General features: G+C 70.3%; 17 protein-coding genes and 1 tRNA gene. 14 read left to right on the forward strand and 4 right to left on the reverse strand.

Annotated elements, in window-relative coordinates; translation table 11 throughout:
• Positions 1 to 330 precede the first annotated feature (330 nt).
• Positions 331 to 1,728, forward strand: coding sequence for an NAD(P)/FAD-dependent oxidoreductase (locus ACZ607_RS31065; RefSeq protein WP_469740254.1), 1,398 nt, complete (start codon positions 331 to 333; stop codon positions 1,726 to 1,728).
• 252 nt (positions 1,729 to 1,980) lie between these two features.
• A complete protein-coding gene (locus ACZ607_RS31070) occupies positions 1,981 to 3,285 on the forward strand; it encodes a class I SAM-dependent methyltransferase (protein ID WP_469740256.1) in 1,305 nt (434 codons plus the stop codon).
• A 55-nt stretch (positions 3,286 to 3,340) separates the two neighbouring features.
• Here ACZ607_RS31070 and ACZ607_RS31075 read toward each other — a convergent pair whose 3' ends face one another.
• From ACZ607_RS31075 to ACZ607_RS31085, 3 genes are all read right to left on the reverse strand, one after another.
• Positions 3,341 to 5,872, reverse strand: a complete 2,532-nt coding sequence (locus ACZ607_RS31075; protein ID WP_469740259.1) for an ABC transporter permease — start codon at positions 5,870 to 5,872, stop codon at positions 3,341 to 3,343.
• Positions 5,873 to 5,932: 60 nt separating this feature from the next.
• The gene (locus ACZ607_RS31080) at positions 5,933 to 6,700 is read right to left on the reverse strand and encodes an ABC transporter ATP-binding protein (protein WP_099177280.1); all 768 of its coding nucleotides are present in this window, start codon (positions 6,698 to 6,700) and stop codon (positions 5,933 to 5,935) included.
• A 171-nt stretch (positions 6,701 to 6,871) separates the two neighbouring features.
• Complete coding sequence (locus ACZ607_RS31085) at positions 6,872 to 7,891, reverse strand: LacI family DNA-binding transcriptional regulator (RefSeq protein ID WP_469740262.1); 1,020 nt, start codon at positions 7,889 to 7,891, stop codon at positions 6,872 to 6,874.
• Positions 7,892 to 8,113: 222 nt separating this feature from the next.
• Between ACZ607_RS31085 and ACZ607_RS31090 the strand changes: the two genes are divergently transcribed.
• From ACZ607_RS31090 to cutA, 8 genes are all read left to right on the forward strand, one after another.
• On the forward strand, positions 8,114 to 9,847 hold the full coding sequence (locus ACZ607_RS31090; RefSeq protein ID WP_469740264.1) for an ABC transporter substrate-binding protein: 1,734 nt from the start codon (positions 8,114 to 8,116) through the stop codon (positions 9,845 to 9,847).
• An 88-nt stretch (positions 9,848 to 9,935) separates the two neighbouring features.
• Positions 9,936 to 10,931, forward strand: coding sequence for an ABC transporter permease (locus tag ACZ607_RS31095; protein WP_469740267.1), 996 nt, complete (start codon positions 9,936 to 9,938; stop codon positions 10,929 to 10,931).
• Positions 10,928 to 11,833 (forward strand): ABC transporter permease, encoded by a 906-nt coding sequence (locus tag ACZ607_RS31100; RefSeq protein ID WP_469740269.1) that lies wholly within the window; start codon positions 10,928 to 10,930, stop codon positions 11,831 to 11,833. Before ACZ607_RS31095 ends, ACZ607_RS31100 begins: the two co-directional genes overlap by 4 nt.
• A 4-nt stretch (positions 11,834 to 11,837) precedes the next feature.
• A complete protein-coding gene (locus ACZ607_RS31105) occupies positions 11,838 to 12,782 on the forward strand; it encodes an ABC transporter ATP-binding protein (RefSeq protein ID WP_469740271.1) in 945 nt (314 codons plus the stop codon).
• Entirely contained in the window at positions 12,782 to 13,675 is an 894-nt protein-coding gene (locus tag ACZ607_RS31110) for an ATP-binding cassette domain-containing protein (RefSeq protein ID WP_469740273.1), read from the forward strand. Before ACZ607_RS31105 ends, ACZ607_RS31110 begins: the two co-directional genes overlap by 1 nt.
• Positions 13,672 to 16,092 (forward strand): glycoside hydrolase family 2 protein, encoded by a 2,421-nt coding sequence (locus ACZ607_RS31115; RefSeq protein ID WP_469740276.1) that lies wholly within the window; start codon positions 13,672 to 13,674, stop codon positions 16,090 to 16,092. Before ACZ607_RS31110 ends, ACZ607_RS31115 begins: the two co-directional genes overlap by 4 nt.
• Positions 16,093 to 16,342: 250 nt before the next feature.
• Positions 16,343 to 16,429, forward strand: a tRNA-Leu gene (locus ACZ607_RS31120).
• A 225-nt stretch (positions 16,430 to 16,654) separates the two neighbouring features.
• Complete coding sequence (gene cutA / locus ACZ607_RS31125) at positions 16,655 to 16,978, forward strand: divalent-cation tolerance protein CutA (RefSeq protein WP_469740280.1); 324 nt, start codon at positions 16,655 to 16,657, stop codon at positions 16,976 to 16,978.
• On the opposite strand, the gene ACZ607_RS31130 is transcribed toward cutA, so the two are convergent.
• A complete protein-coding gene (locus ACZ607_RS31130) occupies positions 16,975 to 18,288 on the reverse strand; it encodes an XRE family transcriptional regulator (protein ID WP_469740283.1) in 1,314 nt (437 codons plus the stop codon). The two genes, cutA and ACZ607_RS31130, sit on opposite strands and share 4 nt — an antisense overlap.
• Before the next feature lie 217 nt (positions 18,289 to 18,505).
• On the opposite strand from ACZ607_RS31130, the gene ACZ607_RS31135 reads away from it, so the two are divergent.
• The 4 genes from ACZ607_RS31135 to ACZ607_RS31150 all read left to right on the forward strand — a co-directional run bounded on the left by ACZ607_RS31135 (position 18,506) and on the right by ACZ607_RS31150 (position 21,747).
• Positions 18,506 to 19,390, forward strand: coding sequence for a DUF6415 family natural product biosynthesis protein (locus ACZ607_RS31135; protein ID WP_469740285.1), 885 nt, complete (start codon positions 18,506 to 18,508; stop codon positions 19,388 to 19,390).
• A gap of 81 nt (positions 19,391 to 19,471) precedes the next feature.
• Complete coding sequence (locus tag ACZ607_RS31140) at positions 19,472 to 20,584, forward strand: radical SAM protein (RefSeq protein WP_469740287.1); 1,113 nt, start codon at positions 19,472 to 19,474, stop codon at positions 20,582 to 20,584.
• A 2-nt stretch (positions 20,585 to 20,586) separates the two neighbouring features.
• The gene (locus ACZ607_RS31145) at positions 20,587 to 20,784 is read left to right on the forward strand and encodes a hypothetical protein (protein ID WP_469740289.1); all 198 of its coding nucleotides are present in this window, start codon (positions 20,587 to 20,589) and stop codon (positions 20,782 to 20,784) included.
• A gap of 84 nt (positions 20,785 to 20,868) precedes the next feature.
• Complete coding sequence (locus ACZ607_RS31150) at positions 20,869 to 21,747, forward strand: GNAT family N-acetyltransferase (RefSeq protein WP_469740291.1); 879 nt, start codon at positions 20,869 to 20,871, stop codon at positions 21,745 to 21,747.
• The last annotated feature ends 20 nt before the right edge of the window (positions 21,748 to 21,767 follow it).

The following is a 21,767-nucleotide window of genomic DNA, read 5'->3' on the forward strand; positions in this document are numbered from 1 at the left end:
GAAGTTCGTGAACTTCTTCACAAGGAATTCGGCCCCACCGGGCGAAGTTCTGCCCCGGGAGGGCCGCCCGGGCGGCCCGGAGGCGGGTACGGGGGTGCTGCGGGAGGGTTTCGGTGGTGTGGCGGGGGCGTGTCCCGGGTGGGCGGTTCCCCGCACCCGGGGGCTCAAGGGCCAGCTCACGAGCGGTGAACAACGTTCGCCGGAACGTTGTGGTTCCCCTGTCGCATCATGACCTGGGTCACGTGGGCGGCGAAGTGTAGCAGAGGGTGGGGCATACCTTGTGAAGGGGCTCACGAGCATGGCCCCCGAGGGGGGTGGATACTCGATGGCATGAGCACCACGGAGCGTCCCAGGATCCTCGTTGTAGGCGGTGGGTACGTAGGCCTGTACGCAGCTCGTCGCATTCTGAAGAAGATGCGGTATGGAGAGGCGACCGTCACGGTCGTCGACCCGCGCTCGTACATGACGTACCAGCCCTTCCTCCCCGAAGCTGCTGCCGGCAGCATCTCGCCTCGGCATGTCGTCGTCCCGCTGCGACGCGTCCTGCCCAAGGCCGAGGTTCTCACCGGCCGTGTCACGACCATCGATCAGGACCGCAAGGTCGCCACGGTCGCGCCGCTCGTCGGCGAGGCCTACGAGCTGCCCTTCGACTACCTGGTCATCGCGATGGGCGCGGTCTCCCGCACCTTCCCGATCCCCGGCCTCGCCGAGCAGGGCATCGGCATGAAGGGCATCGAGGAGTCCATCGGTCTGCGCAACCACGTCCTCGAGCAGCTGGACAAGGCCGACTCGACGACCGATGAGGACGTCCGCCGCAAGGCGCTGACGTTCGTCTTCGTGGGCGGCGGCTTCGCCGGCGCGGAGACCATCGGCGAGGTCGAGGACATGGCCCGCGACGCGGCGAAGTACTACACGAGCGTGAAGCGCGAGGACATGCGCTTCATCCTGGTCGACGCCGCCGACAAGATCCTTCCCGAGGTCGGCCCGAAGCTGGGTGCGTACGGCAAGGAGCACCTGGAGAGCCGTGGCGTCGAGGTCTACCTCTCGACCTCCATGGACTCCTGCGTCGACGGTCACGTCGTCCTGAAGAACGGCCTGGAGGTCGACTCCAGCACGATCGTGTGGACCGCCGGTGTGAAGCCGAACCCGGCGCTGGCCCGCTTCGGTCTGCCGCTCGGCCCCCGTGGTCACGTGGACACCTCCGAGAAGCTCCAGGTGCAGGGCACCGACTACATCTGGGCCGCGGGCGACAACGCCCAGGTGCCGGACATGGTCGGCCGCCGCGCCGGCAACCCGAACGCCTGGTGCCCGCCGAACGCCCAGCACGCGCTGCGTCAGGCCAAGGTCCTCGGCGACAACGTCATCTCCGGCATGCGGGGCTTCCCGCAGAAGGAGTACAGCCACGCCAACAAGGGTGCGGTCGCCGGTCTGGGCCTGCACAAGGGCGTCGCGATGATCGTCATGGGCAAGGTGAAGATCAAGGTCAAGGGCCGTCTCGCCTGGTACATGCACCGCGGTTACCACGGCATGGCCATGCCGACCTGGAACCGTAAGATCCGGATCTTCGCCGACTGGACGCTGGCGATGTTCCTGAAGCGCGAGGTCGTCTCGCTCGGCGCCATGGAGACTCCGCGCGAGGAGTTCTACGAGGCCGCCAAGCCGAGCCCGGCGCCGGTCGCGGCCAAGGCCGACGAGAGCAAGTCCGGCGAGAAGGCCAAGGCCTCCTAGCGCCCGTACGTCACCGAAGAGGTCGTCCGCCATCCGTGGTGCGGACGGCCTCTTCGGCGTTCCCGGGCCCTTCGAAGTAGATGGCCCATGCAGGTATTTTGCCGTTCCGTTGCCGTGGAAAGGGATGGCGGAGGCGCCGGACGGCGTTGAGGCTGGTGTACCTCGCCGTGGCCCCGAGGTGTCGCGGCACGGTTCGGGTGCGTATATGCGAATTTAGGCACGTTCGGAAACACCACCACGGAGGTGTGCACCATGGCCGACGCCGCATCGCGGCTGACCGCTCTCGCCGAAGAGTTGCTGGGAGAACCCCTGCCGGTCCGGATCCGGGCCTGGGACGGCAGCGAGTCCGGGCCGCCGGGTGCCCCCGCCCTCGTCCTGCGCCACCGCCGCGCCCTTCGGCGGCTGCTCTGGAAGCCGGGCGAACTGGGCCTGGCCCGGGCCTGGGTGGCCGGTGAGATCGACGTCGACGGCGACCTGTACGAGGCGCTGAACGCCCTGGCCTCGCTGCTCTGGGAGCGCGGCGCCGACGCGAAGGACACCGTCCACCCCGTCCGCGACCCGAAGGTGCGCGAGTTCGCCCGCGGCCTCGTCCGGGTGGCGGGCCCCTGGCCGCCGCCGCCCCCGCCCGCCGAGGAGGTGCGCCGCCGCACGGGGCCGCTGCACACCAGACGCCGTGACAAGGAGGCGATCAGCCACCACTACGACGTCGGCAACGACTTCTACGCGATGGTCCTTGGCCCGTCCATGGTCTACTCCTGCGCCTACTGGCAGGACGGCTCCACGCTGGAGGACGCCCAGCGCGACAAGCTCGACCTCGTCTGCCGCAAGCTCGCGCTGAAGGACGGCGACCGCCTCCTGGACGTCGGCTGCGGCTGGGGCTCCATGGCCATCCACGCCGCCCGTGAGTACGGCGCCCGGGTCACCGGTGTGACCCTCTCCACCGAGCAGGCCGCCTTCGCCCGCAAGCGCATCGCGGAGGAGGGCCTCACCGACCGGATCGAGATCCGCGTCCAGGACTACCGGGACGTCAGGGACGGCCCGTACGACGCCATCTCCTCGATCGGCATGGCCGAGCACGTGGGCACGGTCCGCTTCCGTGAGTACGCCGACGACCTCTACGCGCTGCTCAAGCCCGGCGGCCGGCTGCTCAACCACCAGATCGCGCGCCGCCCCGAGAAGGACGAGTCGGCGTACCGCATCGACGAGTTCATCGACGCCTACGTCTTCCCCGACGGGGAGCTCGCCCCGGTGGGCCGCACCGTCGCCACCCTGGAGGAGGCGGGCTTCGAGGCACGGGACGTCGAGGCGATCCGGGAGCACTACGCACTGACCCTGCGTCAGTGGGTGGCCAACCTGGAGAAGCACTGGAAGGAGGCCGTACGGGCCACCTCGCCCGGCCGGGCCAGGGTGTGGCGGCTCTACATGGCCGCGTCGGCGCTCTCCTTCGAGCACAACAAGATCGGCGTCAACCAGATCCTCGCGGTGCGGCCGCGGGAGGGCGGCGGGGCGGGCATGCCGCTGCGCGCCCGTGACTGGACGGCGTCGGCGAACGGCTGACCCGGGAAACGCGGAAGGGCCGGCACCCGCGGGTGCCGGCCCTTCCGTCGTGCGGTTACTCCGTCTTGATCGCGGTCAGCATGTTCAGCTTCGCGCCGCTGCGGGCCGGCCACAGCGAGGCCAGCACACCCACGAGTCCCGCCAGCACCAGGAAGACCGCGAGCCGGTCCCACGGGATGACCAGGGCGTAGCCCGGGATCGAGGCGGACAGGCTCTTCCCGATCGCCCAGCCGAGGAACGTACCGAGGGCGACGCCGACCACCGCTCCGAAGAGCGAGATCACCACGGCCTCCAGCCGGATCATGCGCTTGACCCTGCGCCGGTCCAGGCCGATCGCCCGCAGCATGCCGATCTCCTGCTGGCGTTCGAAGACCGACATCGCCAGCGTGTTGACGACCCCGAGTACGGCGATGATCAGGGCCATGGCCAGCAGCGCGTACATGATGTTCAGCGCGGTGTTGATGAACCCGCCGAACATGTCCCGGATGCCCTGGCGGTCCATGACGCTCATCGCCGGGTTGTCGCCGAGCGCCTCGATCACGGCCTTCTCGTTGGCGTCGCTCTGGCCGCCGTCCATGGTCAGCCAGACCTCGCGGATGTCGGCGAGGGTCTCGTGCGGGTCGACGACGTCCTCGGAGATCAGGACGGGGGAGAGGAACTCGTTGCCCTCGTAGAGCGCACCGACCTTCAGGGTCTCCTTCTTCTCGTCCTGGAACGTCAGGGGGACGCTGTCGCCGGTCTTCCAGCCGTGGGACTTCGCGGTCTTGCGGTCGACGGCGATCTCGCCGTCCTTCAGCGACGACAGCGAGCCGGAGACCGTCTTCAGGGCGAAGACCTTCTCGACGTCGCCCGGGGTGACTCCCGAGGCGGAGATGCTCCGGTCGTCACCGGCGGTGAGCCAGACGGACCGCTGGGGGGTGGCCGCCGCGACGCCGTCGGCCTTGCGCAGGGCGGTGAGGGCCGACTGGTCGAGCGAGTCGCCGCTGGCCATGGAGACCATGTAGTCGGCCCGGATGTTGTCGGTCGTCATCTTGTCGATGGCCTGGCCGAGCGTCACACCGAGCACCGAGATGCCGGTGACCAGGGTGAGCCCGATCGCCAGGGCGGAGGCGGTGGCGCCGGTGCGGCGCGGGTTGCGGACCGCGTTCTGCGCGGCGAGCTTGCCGGAGACCCCGAACAGCCGCCGCAGCAGCGGGCGCGCCAGGGCGATCACCGGACGCGAGAGCAGCGGGATGAGCACGATGACGCCGACCAGGGCGAGGAAGGCCCCGCCGCCGATGAGCCAGCGGCCGTTCTCGTCGCCCTGGGCGGCACCGGCGACGATCAGCGCGGACCCGACGAGGGTGATCACCGCGCCGAACGAGTTGCGCACGACCAGCGACTTGGTGGTGGCCACCGCGTGCACGCTGCTCATCGCCGCCACCGGCGGGATCTTGGCGGCGCGGCGGGCGGGCAGCCAGGCGGCGAACACGGTGATCAGCACGCCCACGGCGAACGCGGCGACGACGGCGGTGGGGGAGACGACCAGCGGGCCGGCCGGGATCTTCCCACCGAACATGCCCATCGCGGAGCGCAGCGCCGTCGCGAGCCCGACGCCCAGGGCGAAGCCGATCACCGAGGCGATCACGCCGACCACGCCGGCCTCGAGCAGGATGGCCCGCTTGACCTGCCGGCGGGAGGCGCCGACGGCGCGCATCAGGGCGAGTTCCTTGGTGCGCTGGGCGATGAGCATGGTGAACGTGTTGGCGATCAGGAACACGCCGACGAAGAGCGCGATGCCCGCGAAGGCCAGCAGCATCGAGTTGAGGCTCTTGAGACCGGACTCGGTCATCTCGGCCTCCTCGTCCGCGAGGGCCGCGCCGGTCTTGGCCTCGGCGTTCTCCGGGAGGAGGGGCTTCACGGCGGCCAGCAGCTTCTGGTCGGACACGCCGGGCGCGGCGGTCACCGTGACGTCCTTGAACTCGCCGGGCCGCAGGTAGAGCTGCTGGGCGACCTCGGTGTCGAAGAGGACCAGGCTGCCGCCCGCGTTGACGGCGCCGTCCTCGGTGGTGAAGACACCGGAGAGGGTGTACTCCTTCACCGGTCCGTTGGTGGCGACGCGCACGGGGGAGCCCACCTGGTAATCGCCCTTCTCGGCGGTCTCCTTGTCGAGGGCGACCTGGCCGGCCTTCACCGGGCCGGTGCCCTCGGTGAACGCGTACTGGGCGTCCTTGCCGTCGGCGCCGGGGGAGAAGTTGGCGCCGGTGTTGGACCAGCCGTTGCCGATGAGCTTGCCGTCGGTGTCGGCGACGCCGGCGAATCCGGAGACCCGCCCGGTGGCCTCGGCCACACCGTCGACGGCCTGGATCTTCTTGAGGGTGGCCGCGTCGATGGCGGCGGTCTCCTCGTCGCCGCGCTCCGCCCACGTCGTGACGGCGACCGCCACGTCGTCGTAGTTCTTGGCGGACTGGTTGCGGAAGGCGTTGCCGAGGGTGTCGGTGAAGACCAGGGTGCCGGAGACGAAGGCGACGCCGAGCATCACGGCGAGCACGGTCATCAGCAGCCTGGCCTTGTGCGCAAGGACGTTGCGCACGGCGGTACGGAACATGTCGTCAATTCCTGGGGGGAGTTCGGAGTGGGGAAGGGTGCTGCGACGGCCTGAGGGGCGTCAGCTGGTGCGGCCCTTCGCGTCGAACGCCTTCATCCGGTCGAGGACCCCGTCGGCGGTGGGGTTCAGCATCTGGTCGACGACCGCGCCGTCCGCGAGGAAGACCACGCGGTCCGCGTAGGAGGCGGCCACCGGGTCGTGGGTCACCATCACCACGGTCTGGCCGAGTTCACGTACCGAGTTGCGCAGGAAGCCGAGGACCTCCGCGCCGGAGCGGGAGTCGAGGTTCCCGGTCGGCTCGTCACCGAAGATGATCTCCGGCTGCGAGGCCAGGGCGCGGGCGACCGCGACGCGCTGCTGCTGGCCGCCGGAGAGCTCCGTGGGGCGGTGCTTCAGCCGCTCGGAGAGGCCCACCATGTCGATGACCTTCTGGAGCCAGGCCGCGTCGGGCTTACGCCCGGCGATGTCCATGGGCAGGGTGATGTTCTCCAGCGCGGTCAGGGTGGGCAGCAGGTTGAAGGCCTGGAAGATGAAGCCGATCTTGTCCCGGCGCAACTTGGTGAGCTGCTTGTCCTTCAGCGTCCCGAGCTCCGTCTCGCCGATGCGTACGGAACCGCTGCTGAAGCTGTCGAGGCCGGCCACGCAGTGCATCAGCGTGGACTTCCCGGAACCCGACGGGCCCATGATCGCGGTGAATTCCCCCTGCGGGAAGTCGACGGTCACCCGGTCGAGGGCGACCACCTGGGTCTCACCCGCGCCGTAGACCTTCGACAGCTCCGTCGCGCGGGCGGCGACCGCGGTGGTGCGGTGAACGGTGGTGGTGGTCACAGGGGTACTCCTGGTTCGAGCGGCGTGTTCATGGGGACCCCTCCATCCTCGCCGCCGTACGGCACCGGCACGTCAGCCCTCGTGCCCGTTCCCGGGGCCCCCTTGAGTCGCACCCGCCGGGCGCCGGTGTAGTCCTGAGGTAGGACGCCGACCCTGAGTCGAGCCGGGCCCTCAGCGGGGCGGGGCGGTGGATCCGCGGGGCACCAGGCGGGCCGCCGCGTCCTCGAACCCGGGGGCCGAGCCGTCCGCGACCATCGCCAGCAGCGTACGGGCCGCGTGGGTGCCGTACGCGGGGATGTCCCTGCTCAGCGCGGTCAGCGGGGGCCGCACGACGCGGGAGAGCTGGGAGTCGTCCCAGGCGACGAGCGAGAGGTCGGCGGGGACGTCCAGGCCCATCTCCTGGGCGACCGAGAGCCCGGCGACGGCCATGATGTCGTTGTCGTAGATGACGGCCGTCGGCCGCGCGGCCGAGCCGATCAGCCGGCGGGTGGCGTGCGCCCCCTCCTCGCCGGAGTAGTCGGTGTGCACCACCACCGGCTCGTCCAGGCCGAGTTCGGTGCTGATCTCGCGCTGGGCCCGGTCGCGCAGCCGGGTGTGGATCAGCTCGGGCAGCCCCGCGACCCGGGCGACCGAGCGATGGCCGAGTGCCGCCAGATACGTCAGGGTGTCGCGCAGGGCCGCCGAGTCGTCCGACCAGACCGGGGTGAGGGACCCGGCCGCGGAGGGGTGGCCGATCACGACGGCGGGCATGCCCAGCTCGGCGATGCCCTCGATCCGCGGATCCGGGGAGCGGACATCGGCGACGAACACCCCGTCCACCCGGCCCTCGCCCCACCAGCGGCGGTACATCTCCAGCTCCTGCGCCGGATCGGTGACGACCTGGAGGAGCAGGGCGCAGCCCCGGGCGGACAGCTCGGTCTCGATGCCGCTGATCAGCTCCATGAAGAACGGCTCGACCCCGAGCATCCTGGCCGGCCGGGACAGCGCGAGCCCCACGGTGTCGGCCCGGGCGCGGGTCAGGGCCCGGGCCGCGCTGTTGGGGCGCCAGCCGATCTCCTGGGCGATGGCCTTGATGGAGGCGCGGGTCGCGGGGGAGACGCCGGGGCGGTCGTTCAGGGCGTACGACACCGCGACCTTCGAGACCCCGGCGCGGCGCGCGATGTCGGCGATCGTGGGGCGGTGCTTGGACATGCGACCTCGCTTAACCGGTTCGTGTTCATCGGGCATCCTAGCCCGAGCCTCCTGACCTCTGTCTTCCCTCGGGCGGTCCAGACCTCTGTGGAACCCCGCGAAAAAACTGGAATGGGAGCGCTCCCGCTCCCTTGACAGGGCTCCGGGGCACCCATACCTTCACGGCACTTACCCGGTTCAGTAACTCCGCTCGGCAGGGACGGCGGGGAAGAAGGAGGGGTTATGGGTACGCGTACCCGGCTGCGGGTCACGACCGCACTCGCCGTGTTCACACTCGCCGCGACCGCGTGCACGGGAGGCGGTTCGGGGGCGGGCGGCGCCGGTGGCACGGCGGGCAAGGGCGGCTCGCTGCCGCGCAACGAGACGCTCTACACGACCGGCACCCAGTGGGGGCCTCCGGCCAACTACAACCCGCTGCGCAACTGGGACCACGCGACCGGCACCAAGGGCCTCGTCTACGAGACCCTGTTCCACTTCGACCCGAACGAGGGCAAGCTGACGCCCTGGCTCGCCGAGTCGGGCGGCTGGACCGGCGACAAGACGTACGAGGTGAAGCTGCGCCAGGGCATCACCTGGGCCGACGGCAAGCCGCTGACCGCGAAGGACGTGGCGTACTCCTACGGCCTGGGCAAGATCGAGGCCTCCGCCTTCCACTCCCTGTGGAGCTGGCTGTCGGACGCGAAGGCGGTGGACGACACCACCGTCCGCTTCACCTTCAAGGAGGCCCGCTACCAGGAGTGGGACTACACCCTCTACGGCCAGCCGGTCGTCCCCGAGCACATCTGGGGTTCGCGCACCGACGAGGACATCCTCAACGGCGTCAACGACAAGCCGGTCGGCACCGGGGCGTACCAGCTGAAGAGCAAGACCCAGGACCGGGTCGTCTGGGAGCGCCGCGACGACTGGTGGGGCACGAAGGCGCTGAGCATGACGCCCGCCCCGCGCTACATCGTCGACGTCTCCAACCCGAGCAACGAGGTCGTCATCGGCCAGCTGGGCCAGGGCCAGCTGGACCTCAGCAACAACTTCCTGCCCGGCGCCTCCTCGCTGATCAAGAGCAAGAAGGTCGTGTCGTACTACGACAAGGCCCCCTACATGCTCTCGGCCAACACCGCCTGGCTGGTGCCCAACACCACCAAGAAGCCGATGGACGACGCCGCGTTCCGCCGGGCGCTCGCCGCGTCCGTCGACACCGGGAAGATCGTCAAGGGCGTCTACGGCGACCTGGTCAAGCCGGCCTCCCCGACCGGGCTGCTGCCGCAGTGGGAGCAGTACGAGGACAAGGCGCTCATCGCGGAGAAGGGCTTCACGCACGATGTCGCCGCCGCGAAGAAGGAGCTGGCGGACGCCGGCTACAAGGACAAGGACGGCGACGGCTTCGTCGAGAACAAGGACGGCTCCGCCCTCAGCCTGAAGCTGGCCGTGCCCTCGGGCTGGACCGACTGGATGGAGGCGGCCAAGGTCATCGCCGCCGGGGCCAAGGACGCGGGCATCAAGGTCAGCACCGAGTTCCCCGACCAGAACGCCCTCAACGAGCAGCGCGGCAAGGGGGACTTCGACCTCGTCATCAACAACGAGCGTCAGCTGTCCAACACCCCCTGGACGTACTACGACTACGTCTTCCAGCTGCCGGTCCAGAAGCAGCAGAACACGGTCAACTTCGGGCGCTACGAGAACGAGAAGGCCTGGAAGCTGGTGCAGGAGCTGGGCGGGGTCAAGACCGACGACACGGCGGGCATGAAGGCCGCGGTCTCGAAGATCCAGGACATCCAGCTGACCGAGATGCCCCTCATCCCGCTCTGGTACAACGGCCTCTGGTCGCAGTCCACCACCGGGACCTGGGCGAACTGGCCATCGGACGCCGAGGGCGCCCCGAAGACGGCGCCGGCCCTGTGGCGCAACTGGCTGGAGATGGGCGGCTTCGAGACGCTCACGCAGATCAAGCCCGCCAAGTGACGCCGCCGCCGACTCCATGACCGCCCCGCCGTGCGCGCACACCTGACCGTGCGCGCACGGCGGGGCTCTCCACCCGGGGAGCAGACCCTTGCGCCGCTATTTCGCCCGCAAACTTCTCATCTACGGCCTGACGTTCGTCGTCGCCGTCACCGTCAACTGGATGATCCCGCGCTTCATGCCCGGCGACCCGGTCTCCGCCATGGTCGCCCGCGCCCGTGTCTCGCAGCCCGAGGCCGCGGAGGCGATGCGCACCTACTACAACAATCTGTTCGGCTTCGACGAGCCGCTGTGGCAGCAGTACCTGCACTTCTGGGGCGCGCTGCTCCAGGGCGACTTCGGGATCTCCATCTTCGTCTTCCCGACCCCCGTCGGTGACGTCCTGCTCGACGCGCTGCCGTACACGCTCGGCCTGATGATCCCTGCCGTGCTGCTCAGCTGGTTCGTGGGCAACTGGATCGGCGCGCTGTCCGCCCGCCGCAAGGTCCTCGACAACACGGTGCTGCCGGCCGGCTATCTGCTGACGGCCATGCCGTACATGTGGATCGCCGTCATCCTCGCCTGGGCGCTCGGCGCCAAGGCCGGCTGGTTCCCCCTGTCGGGCGGCTACAGCCTGGACATCCAGCCCGGCTGGAACGGCGACTTCGTGCTGGACGCGCTGCACCACTGGGTGCTGCCGTTCCTCTCGCTGTTCCTCGTCGCGCTCGGCGGCTGGGCCATCGGCATGCGCAACATGATCATCTACGAGCTGGAGGCCGACTACTCGTCGTACCTCTCGGCCCTCGGCGCGCCCCAGCGGCTCATCCGCCGCTACGCCTTCCGCAACGCGGTCCTGCCCCAGGTCACAGGGCTGGCACTCCAGTTGGGCGTGCTGGTCGCCGGAGCGCTCGTCACCGAGATCGTCTTCGCCTATCCGGGGCTCGGCTCACTGATCCTGGCCGCGATCCAGAACCAGGACTTCTTCCTGCTCCAGGGCGCGTTCCTGTTCATCGTCATCGGCGTACTGATCGCCAACTTCCTCATCGACATCGTGTACGTCGTCGTCGACCCCCGCACCCGTACGGGCATGGCAGGAGGCACGTCATGAGCACACTGCCCGACCCGGCCCCCGAGGCCCCCTCCGCCGAGGCGCCGGTGGCCAAGCCCGGCCGCGAGTCGCTGCACTACGCGGTGCGCAACCCCAAGCTGATCATCGGCGTGACCCTGGTCCTGATCCTGCTCGCGATCGGCGTCGTCGGACCGATGCTGCTCGACGGCGACAACCCCAACGAGTACGTGGGCCCCCAGGCGTCCGCGCCCGACGGCACGTACTGGATGGGGACCACCACCTTCGGCCAGGACGTGTACGCGCAGTTCGTGCACGGGCTGCGCGCCACCTTCCTGGTGGGGGTCGTCGGCGGTGCCATCGCCGCCGTCATCGCCATGGTCGTCGGCTTCCTCGCCGGCTACCGGGGCGGCGTCACCGACGAGATCCTCAACATGCTCACCAACGTCGTGCTGGTGATCCCCGCCCTCGCCGTCCTGCTGATCATCAACGCCTACATGGGGGTCCGCAGCGTCGCCGTGCAGGGCCTGTTCATCGGCCTGACCTCCTGGCCCTGGGCGGCCCGCGCGATCCGCGCGCAGACCTTCTCGCTGCGCACCCGGGAGTTCGTGGACCTGGCCCGGCTCAGCGGCAGCGGCACCTGGCGGATCGTGTTCCGCGAGATCGCGCCCAACATGAGCTCGTACCTCTTCATGATGTTCATCCTGCTCTTCGGCGGGTCCATCCTCATCGCCTCCTCGCTGGACTTCATCGGGCTCGGTCCGACCGAGGGCGTCTCGCTCGGCCTGATGCTCCAGAGCGCCCAGCAGTGGAGCGCGCTCCAGCTCGGCATGTGGTGGTGGTTCATCCCGCCGGGTGCCGGGATCACCGCGATCGTCGGCGCGCTGTACGTCGCCAACGTGGGCCTCGACGAGGTCTTCAACCCGAAGCTGAGGGAGTCCTGAGCACATGACCCTGACCGTCAACGATCTGCGGGTCCACTACCGCACGCTGCGTGGCGAGGTCCGGGCCCTGGACGGCGTCGGCTTCGACCTGGCGGACGGTGAGATCCTGGGCCTGGCCGGCGAGTCCGGCTGCGGCAAGACCACCCTGGGCAAGTCCCTCATCCGGCTCGACGGCCGGATGAGGCACGTCGGCGGCACCGTGACGCTGGACGGCGACGAACTGCCGCTCTCCGACGACCGGGCGATGAACGCCTACCGGTTCCACCGGATCTCGCTCGTCCCGCAGTACTCGATGAGCGCGCTCAACCCGACCCGGCGCATCGGCCGCATGATCCGCGAACTGCTCGCCTCCCGGGGCGTCACCGTGGACACGGACGAGCTCCACCGCAGGCTCGCCCTGGTCGGCCTGGAGCCAGAGGTCCTGGAGCGCTATCCGATCGAGCTGTCGGGGGGGATGAAGCAGCGCACCGTCATGGTGATCTCCACCCTGCTCGACCCCTCGGTCCTCATCGCCGACGAGGTCACCTCCGCCCTGGACGTCTCCAACCAGCAGGCCGTCGTGGGCGCCCTCACCGGGCTCCGCGACAAGGGCCTGGTCACCAGCATGATCTTCGTGACCCACGACCTCGGACTGACCTCGCACATCGCCGACTCGATCATGGTGATGTACGCGGGCAAGCTCGCCGAGAAGGCGCCCACGAGGGTGCTCACGACCGAGCCCCGCCACCCGTACACCAAGATGCTGATCGGCTCGCTGCCCCAGGTGGGCGCCCGCTACAAGGACAAGCCGCTCAGCGGCATCGAGGGCTCCCCGCCCTCCCTGCTCAACCCGCCGGCCGGCTGCCGCTTCCGCGACCGCTGCCCGCTCGCCGACGCCCGGTGCGCCGAGGAGCCGCCCGTCGTCGAGATAGCCCCCCGCCACTCCGTCGCATGCTGGAAGGCGGCCTGATGCTGACACTCGACCGCGTCACCAAGACCTTCCGGGCCGGCGCCTTCGGCGGCGGCTCCACCACCGCCGTCGACCGGGTGTCCTTCGAGGCGGCCCCCGGCGAACTCGTCTCGCTCATCGGGGAGAGCGGCAGCGGGAAGTCCACCATCGGACGCATGGTCCTCGGCCTCACCCGGGCCACCTCGGGCAGCCTCACCCTGGACGGCGAACAGGTCCGGCCGGGCAAGGACTTCTACCGTCGCGTCCAGGGCGTCTTCCAGGACCCCTTCAGCTGCTACAACCCCGTCTTCAAGGCCGACCGCGTCTTCGCCCTCGTCCGGCGCGCCTACCACCCGGGCGTCCCCGACAAGGAGTGGGCGGACCGCGTGGAGAAGGCCGTGCGGGACGTACGCCTGGACCCCGGGCAGGTGCTCGGCCGCTACCCGCACCAGCTCAGCGGCGGCCAGCTGCAACGTCTGCTCATCGCCCGGGCCCTCCTGCTCGACCTGCGCTTCCTGGTCGCCGACGAGATCACCAGCATGCTCGACGCCTCCACCCGCATCGATGTGCTCAACCTCCTCGCCGGCCTCAAGGAACGCGGCCTCGGCGTCCTCTACATCACCCACGACCTCTCGCTGGGCACCTACCTGGCCGAGCGGACGGTGGTGCTGCGCAACGGCCGGGTCGTCGAACGCGGCGACACCCAGAAGGTCTTCGGCAACCCCCTCCACCCCTACACCCGCACCCTCCTGGCCGCGGTGCCCCGGCTGAACCAGCCCTGGACCACCGCCGAACCCGTGGAGGTCTGCGCCTTCCACGAGGGCGGCGCCGGGGACACCGACCTGTACGAGACCGAGCCGGACCACTTCGTCGCCTGCGCCGGACTCCCCGACTGCGGAAGGACCATCGCGTGACCTCTCGCCACCTGCCCCTGCACGACGGCTGGACGCTCAGCGCCGAGGGCGCCGTCCCGGTGGAGCTGCCCACGGGAGGCGTCCCGGCGGCCGTCCCCGGCTGCGTCCACACCGACCTGCTGGCCGCGGGGCTGATCGACGACCCCTACCTGGACGACAACGAGACACGGCTCGGCTGGATCGGCCGCACCGACTGGACGTACCGCACCGCCTTCCGATGGGCCCCCGACGGCCACGAGTTCACCGACCTGTGCTTCGACGGCCTCGACACCGTCGCCACGGTCCTGCTCAACGGCACCGAGGTGGGCTCCACCGCCAACCAGCACCGCGCTTACCGCTTCCCGGTGCGGTCGCTGCTGCGCGAGGGCACCAACACCCTCGCCGTGCGCTTCACCGCCCCGTACACCTACGCCGAGGCGCTCCGCGACAAGCTCGGCGACCGGCCCGGCGCGTACACCGAGCCGTACGCCTTCATCCGCAAGATGGCCTGCAACTTCGGCTGGGACTGGGGCCCCACCCTGGTCACCTCCGGCATCTGGCGACCGGTCGCGCTGGAGTCCTGGACCGGCCCGCGCCTCGCCGGGGTGAAGGTCATCGGCGACCTCGACGACGACGGCGTACCGCGTCTGTCCGTCACCCTGGACGTGGACCGCGGCGGCAGCGCGGCGCTGTCGGGCTCGGTCGAGGTGGTCGGCGCGTGCGCCGTCTTCGTGGCCGACGGGAGCGCCGACGAGGACGAGCACCGTGCAGCGGTCACCCTGTCCGTCCCCCAGGCCGAGCGCTGGTGGCCGCACAGCCACGGTGAACAGCCGCTGTACGACGTCACGGTCCGCCTGGGCGACGAGATCGCCTGGACCGGCCGGACCGGCTTCCGGGGCGTCACCCTGGAGCGCGAGGCGTTCCGGATCTCGGTCAACGACGAGCCCGTCTTCGTACGCGGGGTGAACTGGATCCCCGACGACTGCTTCCCCGCCCGCCTCACCCGGCAGCGGATCTCCGACCGCCTCGACCAGGCGCTCGCCGCGAACGTCAACCTGATCCGGGTCTGGGGCGGCGGCCTCTACGAGAGTGACGACTTCTACGAACTCTGCGACGAGAAGGGGCTGCTGGTCTGGCAGGACTTCCCGTTCGCCTGCGCCGCCTACCCGGAGGAGCAGCCGCTGTACGACGAGGTGGCCGCCGAGGTCCGCGAGAACCTCGTACGCCTCTCCCCGCACCCCTCCCTGGTGCTGTGGTGCGGCAACAACGAGAACCTGGAGGGCCACGCCGACTGGGGCTGGCAGGAGAAGCTGGACGGCCGCACCTGGGGCCACGGCTACTACCACGAACTGCTGCCCGCCCTCTGCGCCGAGACCGACCCCTCCCGCCCGTACTGGCCGGGGTCGCCCTACTCCGGCTCCCCGGAGCTGCCCCCGCAGGACCCGACGCGCGGCACGGTCCACCTCTGGGACGTCTGGAACCGGGTCGACTACAGCCACTACGCCGACACCGCGCACCGTTTCGTCGCGGAGTTCGGCTTCCAGGGCCCGCCCGCGCACGCCACGCTGCGCCGCGCGATCAGCGGGGAGCTCGCCGTCGGTTCACCCCTGCTCGCCCATCACCAGAAGGCCGAGGACGGCGACGCCAAGCTGCTGCGCGGCCTGGGGGACCACCTCCCGCAGCCGTCCGGCTTCGACGACTGGCACTGGCTCACCCAGCTGAACCAGGCCCGCGCGGTCGCCTTCGGGATCCGCCACTTCCGCTCGCACACCCCGTACTGCATGGGCTCGATCGTGTGGCAGCTCAACGACTGCTGGCCGGTGGTCTCCTGGGCGGCCGTGGACGGCGACGGCCGCCGCAAACCGCTCTGGTACGCCCTGCGCCGGGTGTACGCGGACCGGCTCATGGCCGTACGCGACGGAGCCCTGCACCTGGTCAACGACTCCGCCCGGCTCTGGGAGGGCACGCTGCGGCTGACCCGGCGCTCCCTGGACGGCACCGTCCTGGCCGAGGAGACGGTGGCGGTGGGCACGGCGGCGCGCGGGGTCACCCGGGTGCCGCTGCCGCCCTCGGTCGCCGAGCCGGCGGACCGCACCCGCGAGGTGCTGGTGGCGGAGGTGGGCGAGCAGCGGTTGGTGGAGTTCTACGAGGAGGACACCCGTGTCGCCCTGCCGCCCGCGCGCTACCGGGCGACGGTGACCCAGGGTGACGCGGCGGGCATCGGCTACCGGGTCACCGTGACGGCGCTGACGCTGCTGCGCGACCTCGCGCTCTTCCCGGACCGGCTGGACCCGGCGGCCGAGGTGGACGACATGCTCGTCACCCTGCTGCCCGGTGAGAGCGCGGTTCTCCACGTCACGGGCGCGGTGCTGGAGGACCCGGAGGCACTGCTCTCCCGGCCCGTCCTCCGGTGCGTCAACGACACGGTCGAGGACTGAGGTGGCGGGGCCCTGGCGAACGGTGGCGCGGCCCCTGGCGGATGGGCCGTGCGGGTGCGGCGACTTTCCGTCATTCCCGTTTGCCGGGGTTCGTACCCCCTGACCGGGCCGGGCGTGTGCTGATGCGGTGTCAGGTGTCTGACGGGCCCTCACACGGTCAATAAAATAAGACAACATCGAGGGCATGTTCCGCTGTTCGAGGGATGCCCCCGGATAGGGTCTTGTGCCAAACGCGGAGCCTCGCGCCCACGCCCGGGTGGTGGAATGCAGACACGGCGAGCTTAAACCTCGCTGCCTCCTCGGGGGCGTGCCGGTTCGAGTCCGGCTCCGGGCACCACCGCTCAGCCGGTGGAGCCCGGGCGGCCCCAGGCTGCTTCAGCGATCAACTTCTCACACGGGCACCTGCCGGACCCGGACGACCGTACCGGCGTGATCACTGTGCGTAGGGGAGAGTCGTCGGGTGGCCCCACGGTTGCGGCTTCAGTCTGCTGCCCGTGGCGGGAGGAGCGCGGAGACTGCCTCTGTCGGGCTGGACGCCCTCTTCCTGACTAGGCTCCTCGCCATGACTGACTACGTGCAGGTGTCCACGGCCACGGCGACGCGCGAGGAAGCCGTTGCTCTCGCAGGGCCCGCCGTCGAGCGGCGGCTCGCTGCTGGCGCTCAGATCGTCGGCCCGGTCGTGAGCGTGTTCTGGCACCTGGGCGAGTACGGCACCGGCGAGGAGTGGCAGGTCCTCCTGAAGACGACGACGAGCCGGTACCCGGAGCTTGAGGCGCATCTCCTGGAGCACCACCCGTGGGACAACCCGGAGCTGTGCGCCGTGCCGATCACCATGGGTGCCGAACGGTGCTTGCAGTGGATCAAGGACTCGGTGGAGGAGGTCTAGTTGTCCGCGTGGTCCAGGAGGGCCCGCACCTCGTTGGTGGCCGCGTAGGGGCGTAGGCGGCCGAGCAGCGGTGCGAGGCGTTGCCGGGGCCGGATGGACGCGACTCCGGCAGCGAGCTGGAGGGCGCGGCCGGTGGTCTCGACTGCCTGCCCGACCTCGCCGGCGGTGAGGTAGGCGTCCGCGAGCCAGGAGAGGTAGAGCGACTTGTCACGGGCGTGGTCGTCCGTGAACTGGCCGAGGGCGCGGGTGAGGACGGGAACCGCGCGCAGGGGGCGGCGGAGCTCGGTCCAGCAGCGGCCGGTCATGATGTCGAGCTCCGTGTCGTCGACCCAGGCGGCCCAGTCCGGCTGAGGCTCGCCGTCCTGCGCGTCGGCCAGGGCGTTGCGGGCGGCGGCGAGGGCTCTCTCCGTGTTGGTGGCCTGCCCGTCGACGGCGCAGGCCCAGGCGAGCCGTTCGTAGAGGAGTGCGCGGACGGTGGCCGGGGTCCTCTCGGTGATCGTGGCGCAGGAGTCGTCCGCGAACGTGACAGCCGTGCGCCGGTCGTCCGAGATGGCCTTGTAGGCGAGGAACGCGAGGCTGTTGCCGTAGAGGTCGGGATCCTGCGCGTCGAGCGCGGCGGTGCGACTCTCCTCGTAGAGGGCTACGGCGTCGCGTGTCTGGCCGCCGTCGAATGCGGCCCATCCGGCCTGCTGGGCCTGCTCGGCCAGTAGCGCGGTCAGTCGGCGCCGGGCCCCGCCGGTAAAGGACTGCTGGCGCAGGAGGCTCTTCGTGTGCTGGACCTCGCCGAGGTAGACGCGGTAGGTGTCGCCGCCGCCGAGAACGTCGTCCAGGCGCCTGAGACGGGCCGTGCGTTCGCGGAGGCGGTCTACGTACGCGTCGGTGATGCGTGGTGGCGCTTCGGGGCGGTGCAGGGCGGGGAGCGCGGCGGCGAGGCCGGCTGTGGTCGCTGCTTGGAGCAAGCTTCGGCGGTGCAAGTGCGGTGGTCCGTTCTCTGCTCGGGACGTTCCAGCAGGGGCCCCGTCCTCCTCCCAGGGGCGGGGGGCGAGGCCGACCATGCAGCCCGGAACGCGCAACGCGTCCGCGATCTGCGCGATCTTCTCGAATGTCGCAATCCGCCCGCTTCCTCGCGCTAGCGTCCCAACCCGCTCGGGCTTGATGTCGCACTCGGCCGCGATCCGGGAGTAGCTGATCCCGCCCCGCTCTCGTGCGATGCGGAAGACGAGCCCGAAGTCGTGCTTGCGCAGGGCGCGTTGCACATCGTCGTCGTTCAGGAGGTCGCGCGACAGGGCCGTGGGCGGCTCGTAGGTCATGCGGCACCTCTTCCTGCTGACGCGAGTCTGTGCCGGCTGGTGTCCAGGGCGCCTACCCATGGTGGGTATACCCGCCTCCGGGAGGCAGAGGTTCGGCAGCAGTACCACTCTCGTATGCCTAGCCCCCGGGGCGGTGCGGTCCGCCAGTTCGGGGTGATGACTGGTGAGGAGTCGCCGTGCCTGAGCGTACCCATTGCCCTGCCGCAGAGGTGGCGCGATGAGAGGGAACGAAGACATCGAGCATGCCCGGCCCCGGGCGCAGGTTCAGACGCGCCAGGAGAGGGAAGCGGCGGCAGCGAGCTGGCTCCTGTGCGCGGCTGATGACCGCGCGGCGGCGTACAAGGACTGGGACACCCAGGGCTTGACGCTGCTGCGTTGCGGGAGCCTGTTCGCCGCGATCCGCCTGCCCGGCGACGTGCTCCGCGCGGCAGCCGGCTCCGAGCGCTCCGCCGACGTCGATGCGTACCTGACGACTGCTCTGCCCAGCGGCGGCGCCGTCATCGCCGACGGGTACTCGACGCGGTACTACGCGCTGGTCCCGGCGAGCGCCGGCCGGTGGTGGCACGTCCCGGGCACGGTATGCCTCGGCTCCGGTGCATACCTCGGGGTGCCCGTGCCCAGCGCCGAGGGAGCGGAGAGGGTGCGCTCGTACTGGGCTGTGCCGATGGACGGCCCCGGTGCGCTGTGCTCGCCCACGGAAGTCCAGCAGCTGATGCGCCACGGCCAGGAACGCGCCGGAGCGGAGGAGCGAGCATCGGCTGGCGCTGTCGCCCAGGCCGTGCCGCTCGACATCCGGACGATGCGCAGCGCCGCCGAGCGTGTGTGTGGGGGCAGCGCCCCGGTCGGCGACGACTTGGACGATTGGGTCGAGGTGCTGCGCGCGTACGCGGAGGTCCTGGTGCCCGAGGTGAAGCACCTCGCCGGACAGCTGCCCGCCGACAACCGGACGGCGTCGGTCGCGCTCATCGGCGCGGAGGAAGGGCAGCGGTGGCTCAGCCTGGGTGAGGGCGGCGAGCAGCACCGCGTGGCTCGCAGGACCGCTATGTCGGTGCTGTCGCTGTGTCGTCACTACGAGAACTTGACCCAACCGTCGGTGTCCTGACCCGACGGCTGGGTCGACTCAACTCCCCCTGGGCCGCGCTGTGCGCCAGGGCGCGCTACCACCACGACCGAAGGAAGAACGATGCATGAGCTGATCGCCAGCCCGTTCCTGGGGCAGCACGTCCTCGTCCGCCCCGGGAGCCCCGGCGGGCTGCTGCTTCCGGAAGCCTCCTACGACGAGCTGCGCGCCGCGCCCGATGACGCTGTTCCGGGCTGGCTGGCTGACGCCGCCCGAGAGCAGTGGGGCATGGACGTCGCCGGCTGGTCGCTGCCCGAGCTGCTGGTCGTACGCCAGCCGTCGACGTGGGGCTACGGCAAGGCGTCCTGGGAGATCAATCTCGGCTGCAACTACAAGTGCAAGCACTGCTACCTGGGCCTCAAGGTCAACTCGGGGATGCCGCTCGACGACAAGCTGCGCTGCCTCGACATCATGGCCGAGGCGGGTGTGTTGTGGCTCCAGGTGACCGGCGGGGAGCCCACGGTCGACAAGGACTTCATGCCCTCGTACCGGCATGCGTGGGACCACGGCATGATGATCACCGTCTCCACGAACGGCTCCCTGCTGTGGCGGGAGAACCTCCTTGCGATGCTCCGGGAGCGCCCGCCGTACCGGGTGACGGTGTCGATGTACGGGGCGACGAAGCGCAGTTACGACGAGCTGACGCAGCGCGAGGGTGCCTGGGACCTGTTCATGCAGGGCATGGGCGCCGCGCGCCGGGCGGAGCTCCCGCTGCGGATGAGCGTCATCGTGACCGAGGACAACGCCGATGAGGAACAGGCGATGGTCGCTCTGTGCGAGCAGTGGGGTGTCGACTACGCCGTCTTCACGAACATGACGCCGACGATCTACGGCGGTGGTGAAGTCCTCACCGCGCAGTCCAAGGAACACCTGCGGATGCGGAAGCCGTTCGGTGGGTGCAACGCCGGCCACACGTTCTTCCACATGGACCCGCACGGCTTCGCGACGATTTGCAAGATCGGCCGCGACGACCAGATCAGTCTCCCCCAGGAGGGGATCGACGGTCTCGCACGGCTCGGCGACATCGCCGACCGTCTCATGCTTCGCACCGGTGGCTGCTCCGGCTGCCAGCTGTCCGGGTCGTGCACCGTGTGCCGGCCCTTGGCCAAGCACTACCAGGAGGCGAAGGCACCACTCGCAAGCTACTGCCAACACGGAATGACGAAAGTGAGTTGACCATGACTGCTGTCGCTGTCGAGATCTCTCCTCGGCGCCCGCTCCCCGGGCAAACGTCGCCGACCGGCCTGCCGTACCTCACACGGCCGGTCGAGCAGCCCGTTGCCCCAACCCTCACCATCACGTCCGTCGCGGACCTGGACGACGTGATGGAGGCGGCGAAGTGCTCGTGCGCCGCGGGCGACGACAACCCCCACTGACGGATCTGCGTCTGATCCGGTCATGAACGCACAGGCCCCGGTGTTCGCGCCCCGGGGCCTGTGCCGTGTGTGTAGCGTGCGGCCATGCTCTTGAACTGGGACTGGGTGCGCCCAGTGATGCCCGTGCCGTTCGTGCCGACGCTGGGCCCGGTGCACCCCTCCAGCTCTCTCCCGGACCTGTTGGCCGCCGTGGCCGGAATCGCGGACTCCGGGGAGTCTTTGCGGTACGACAAGGACCGGCGGTGGTCGCGTACGAAGGCCGAGCGGCTCCTTGTCGGCGCCGTGCGTCACGACGAGCACGTGACGCTCCTGCCGACGCTGTCCCACCGCGGACGGGGCGCGGTGAAGGTCCACGCATACGGTGCGGAGCCGGACGTCCTGGCCGACGCCGCCACGCTGGCGCGCAAGCTTGCTGACGCCCACGAGGTGGGCGTCGCACGGGTCGTGTGGTTCCTGGGCCCGGACGAGCCGGAACAGTCAGCCGCCGTGGGTACGCGGGTCCAGCTGAAGGACTTCACGGGCCCCGGCCCAGAGCCCACCGTGGCGGTCGACGTGCGGCCGTACGACGAGCAGCCCGAGAGCGTACGGGTGACGTTCGCCCGGTTCGCCGAGGAGATGAAGGCTGGCGGCCTGACTTTCCTCCACGAGCAGATGCACGCCCAGGCGGTCGGGCCCGTCCTAACCGTCGCGCGCGGCGGGCAGGTGGCCGGCGCCATCGGTCCGATGGAGACGATGACCGACGAGGCCGGGCGGACCCGGTTGCTCCCGCAGTACTTCGCCGTCCTGCCGGACCACCGTGGACACGGCTTGGGGCGGGCGCTCTGGCGGACGGCGATGACGTGGGGACGTGCGCGCGGGGCCGACTACCAGCTGCTCCAGACCGAGGTCGGCGGGGCGTCCGACCGGCTCTGCCAGAGCGAGGGCCTGGAGTCCCTCGGGTTCGTCTGTACGCGGTCCGCGTGACTCGGCACCGGGGACGCTTC

This window comes from Streptomyces sp. NPDC104381 (assembly GCF_055583745.1).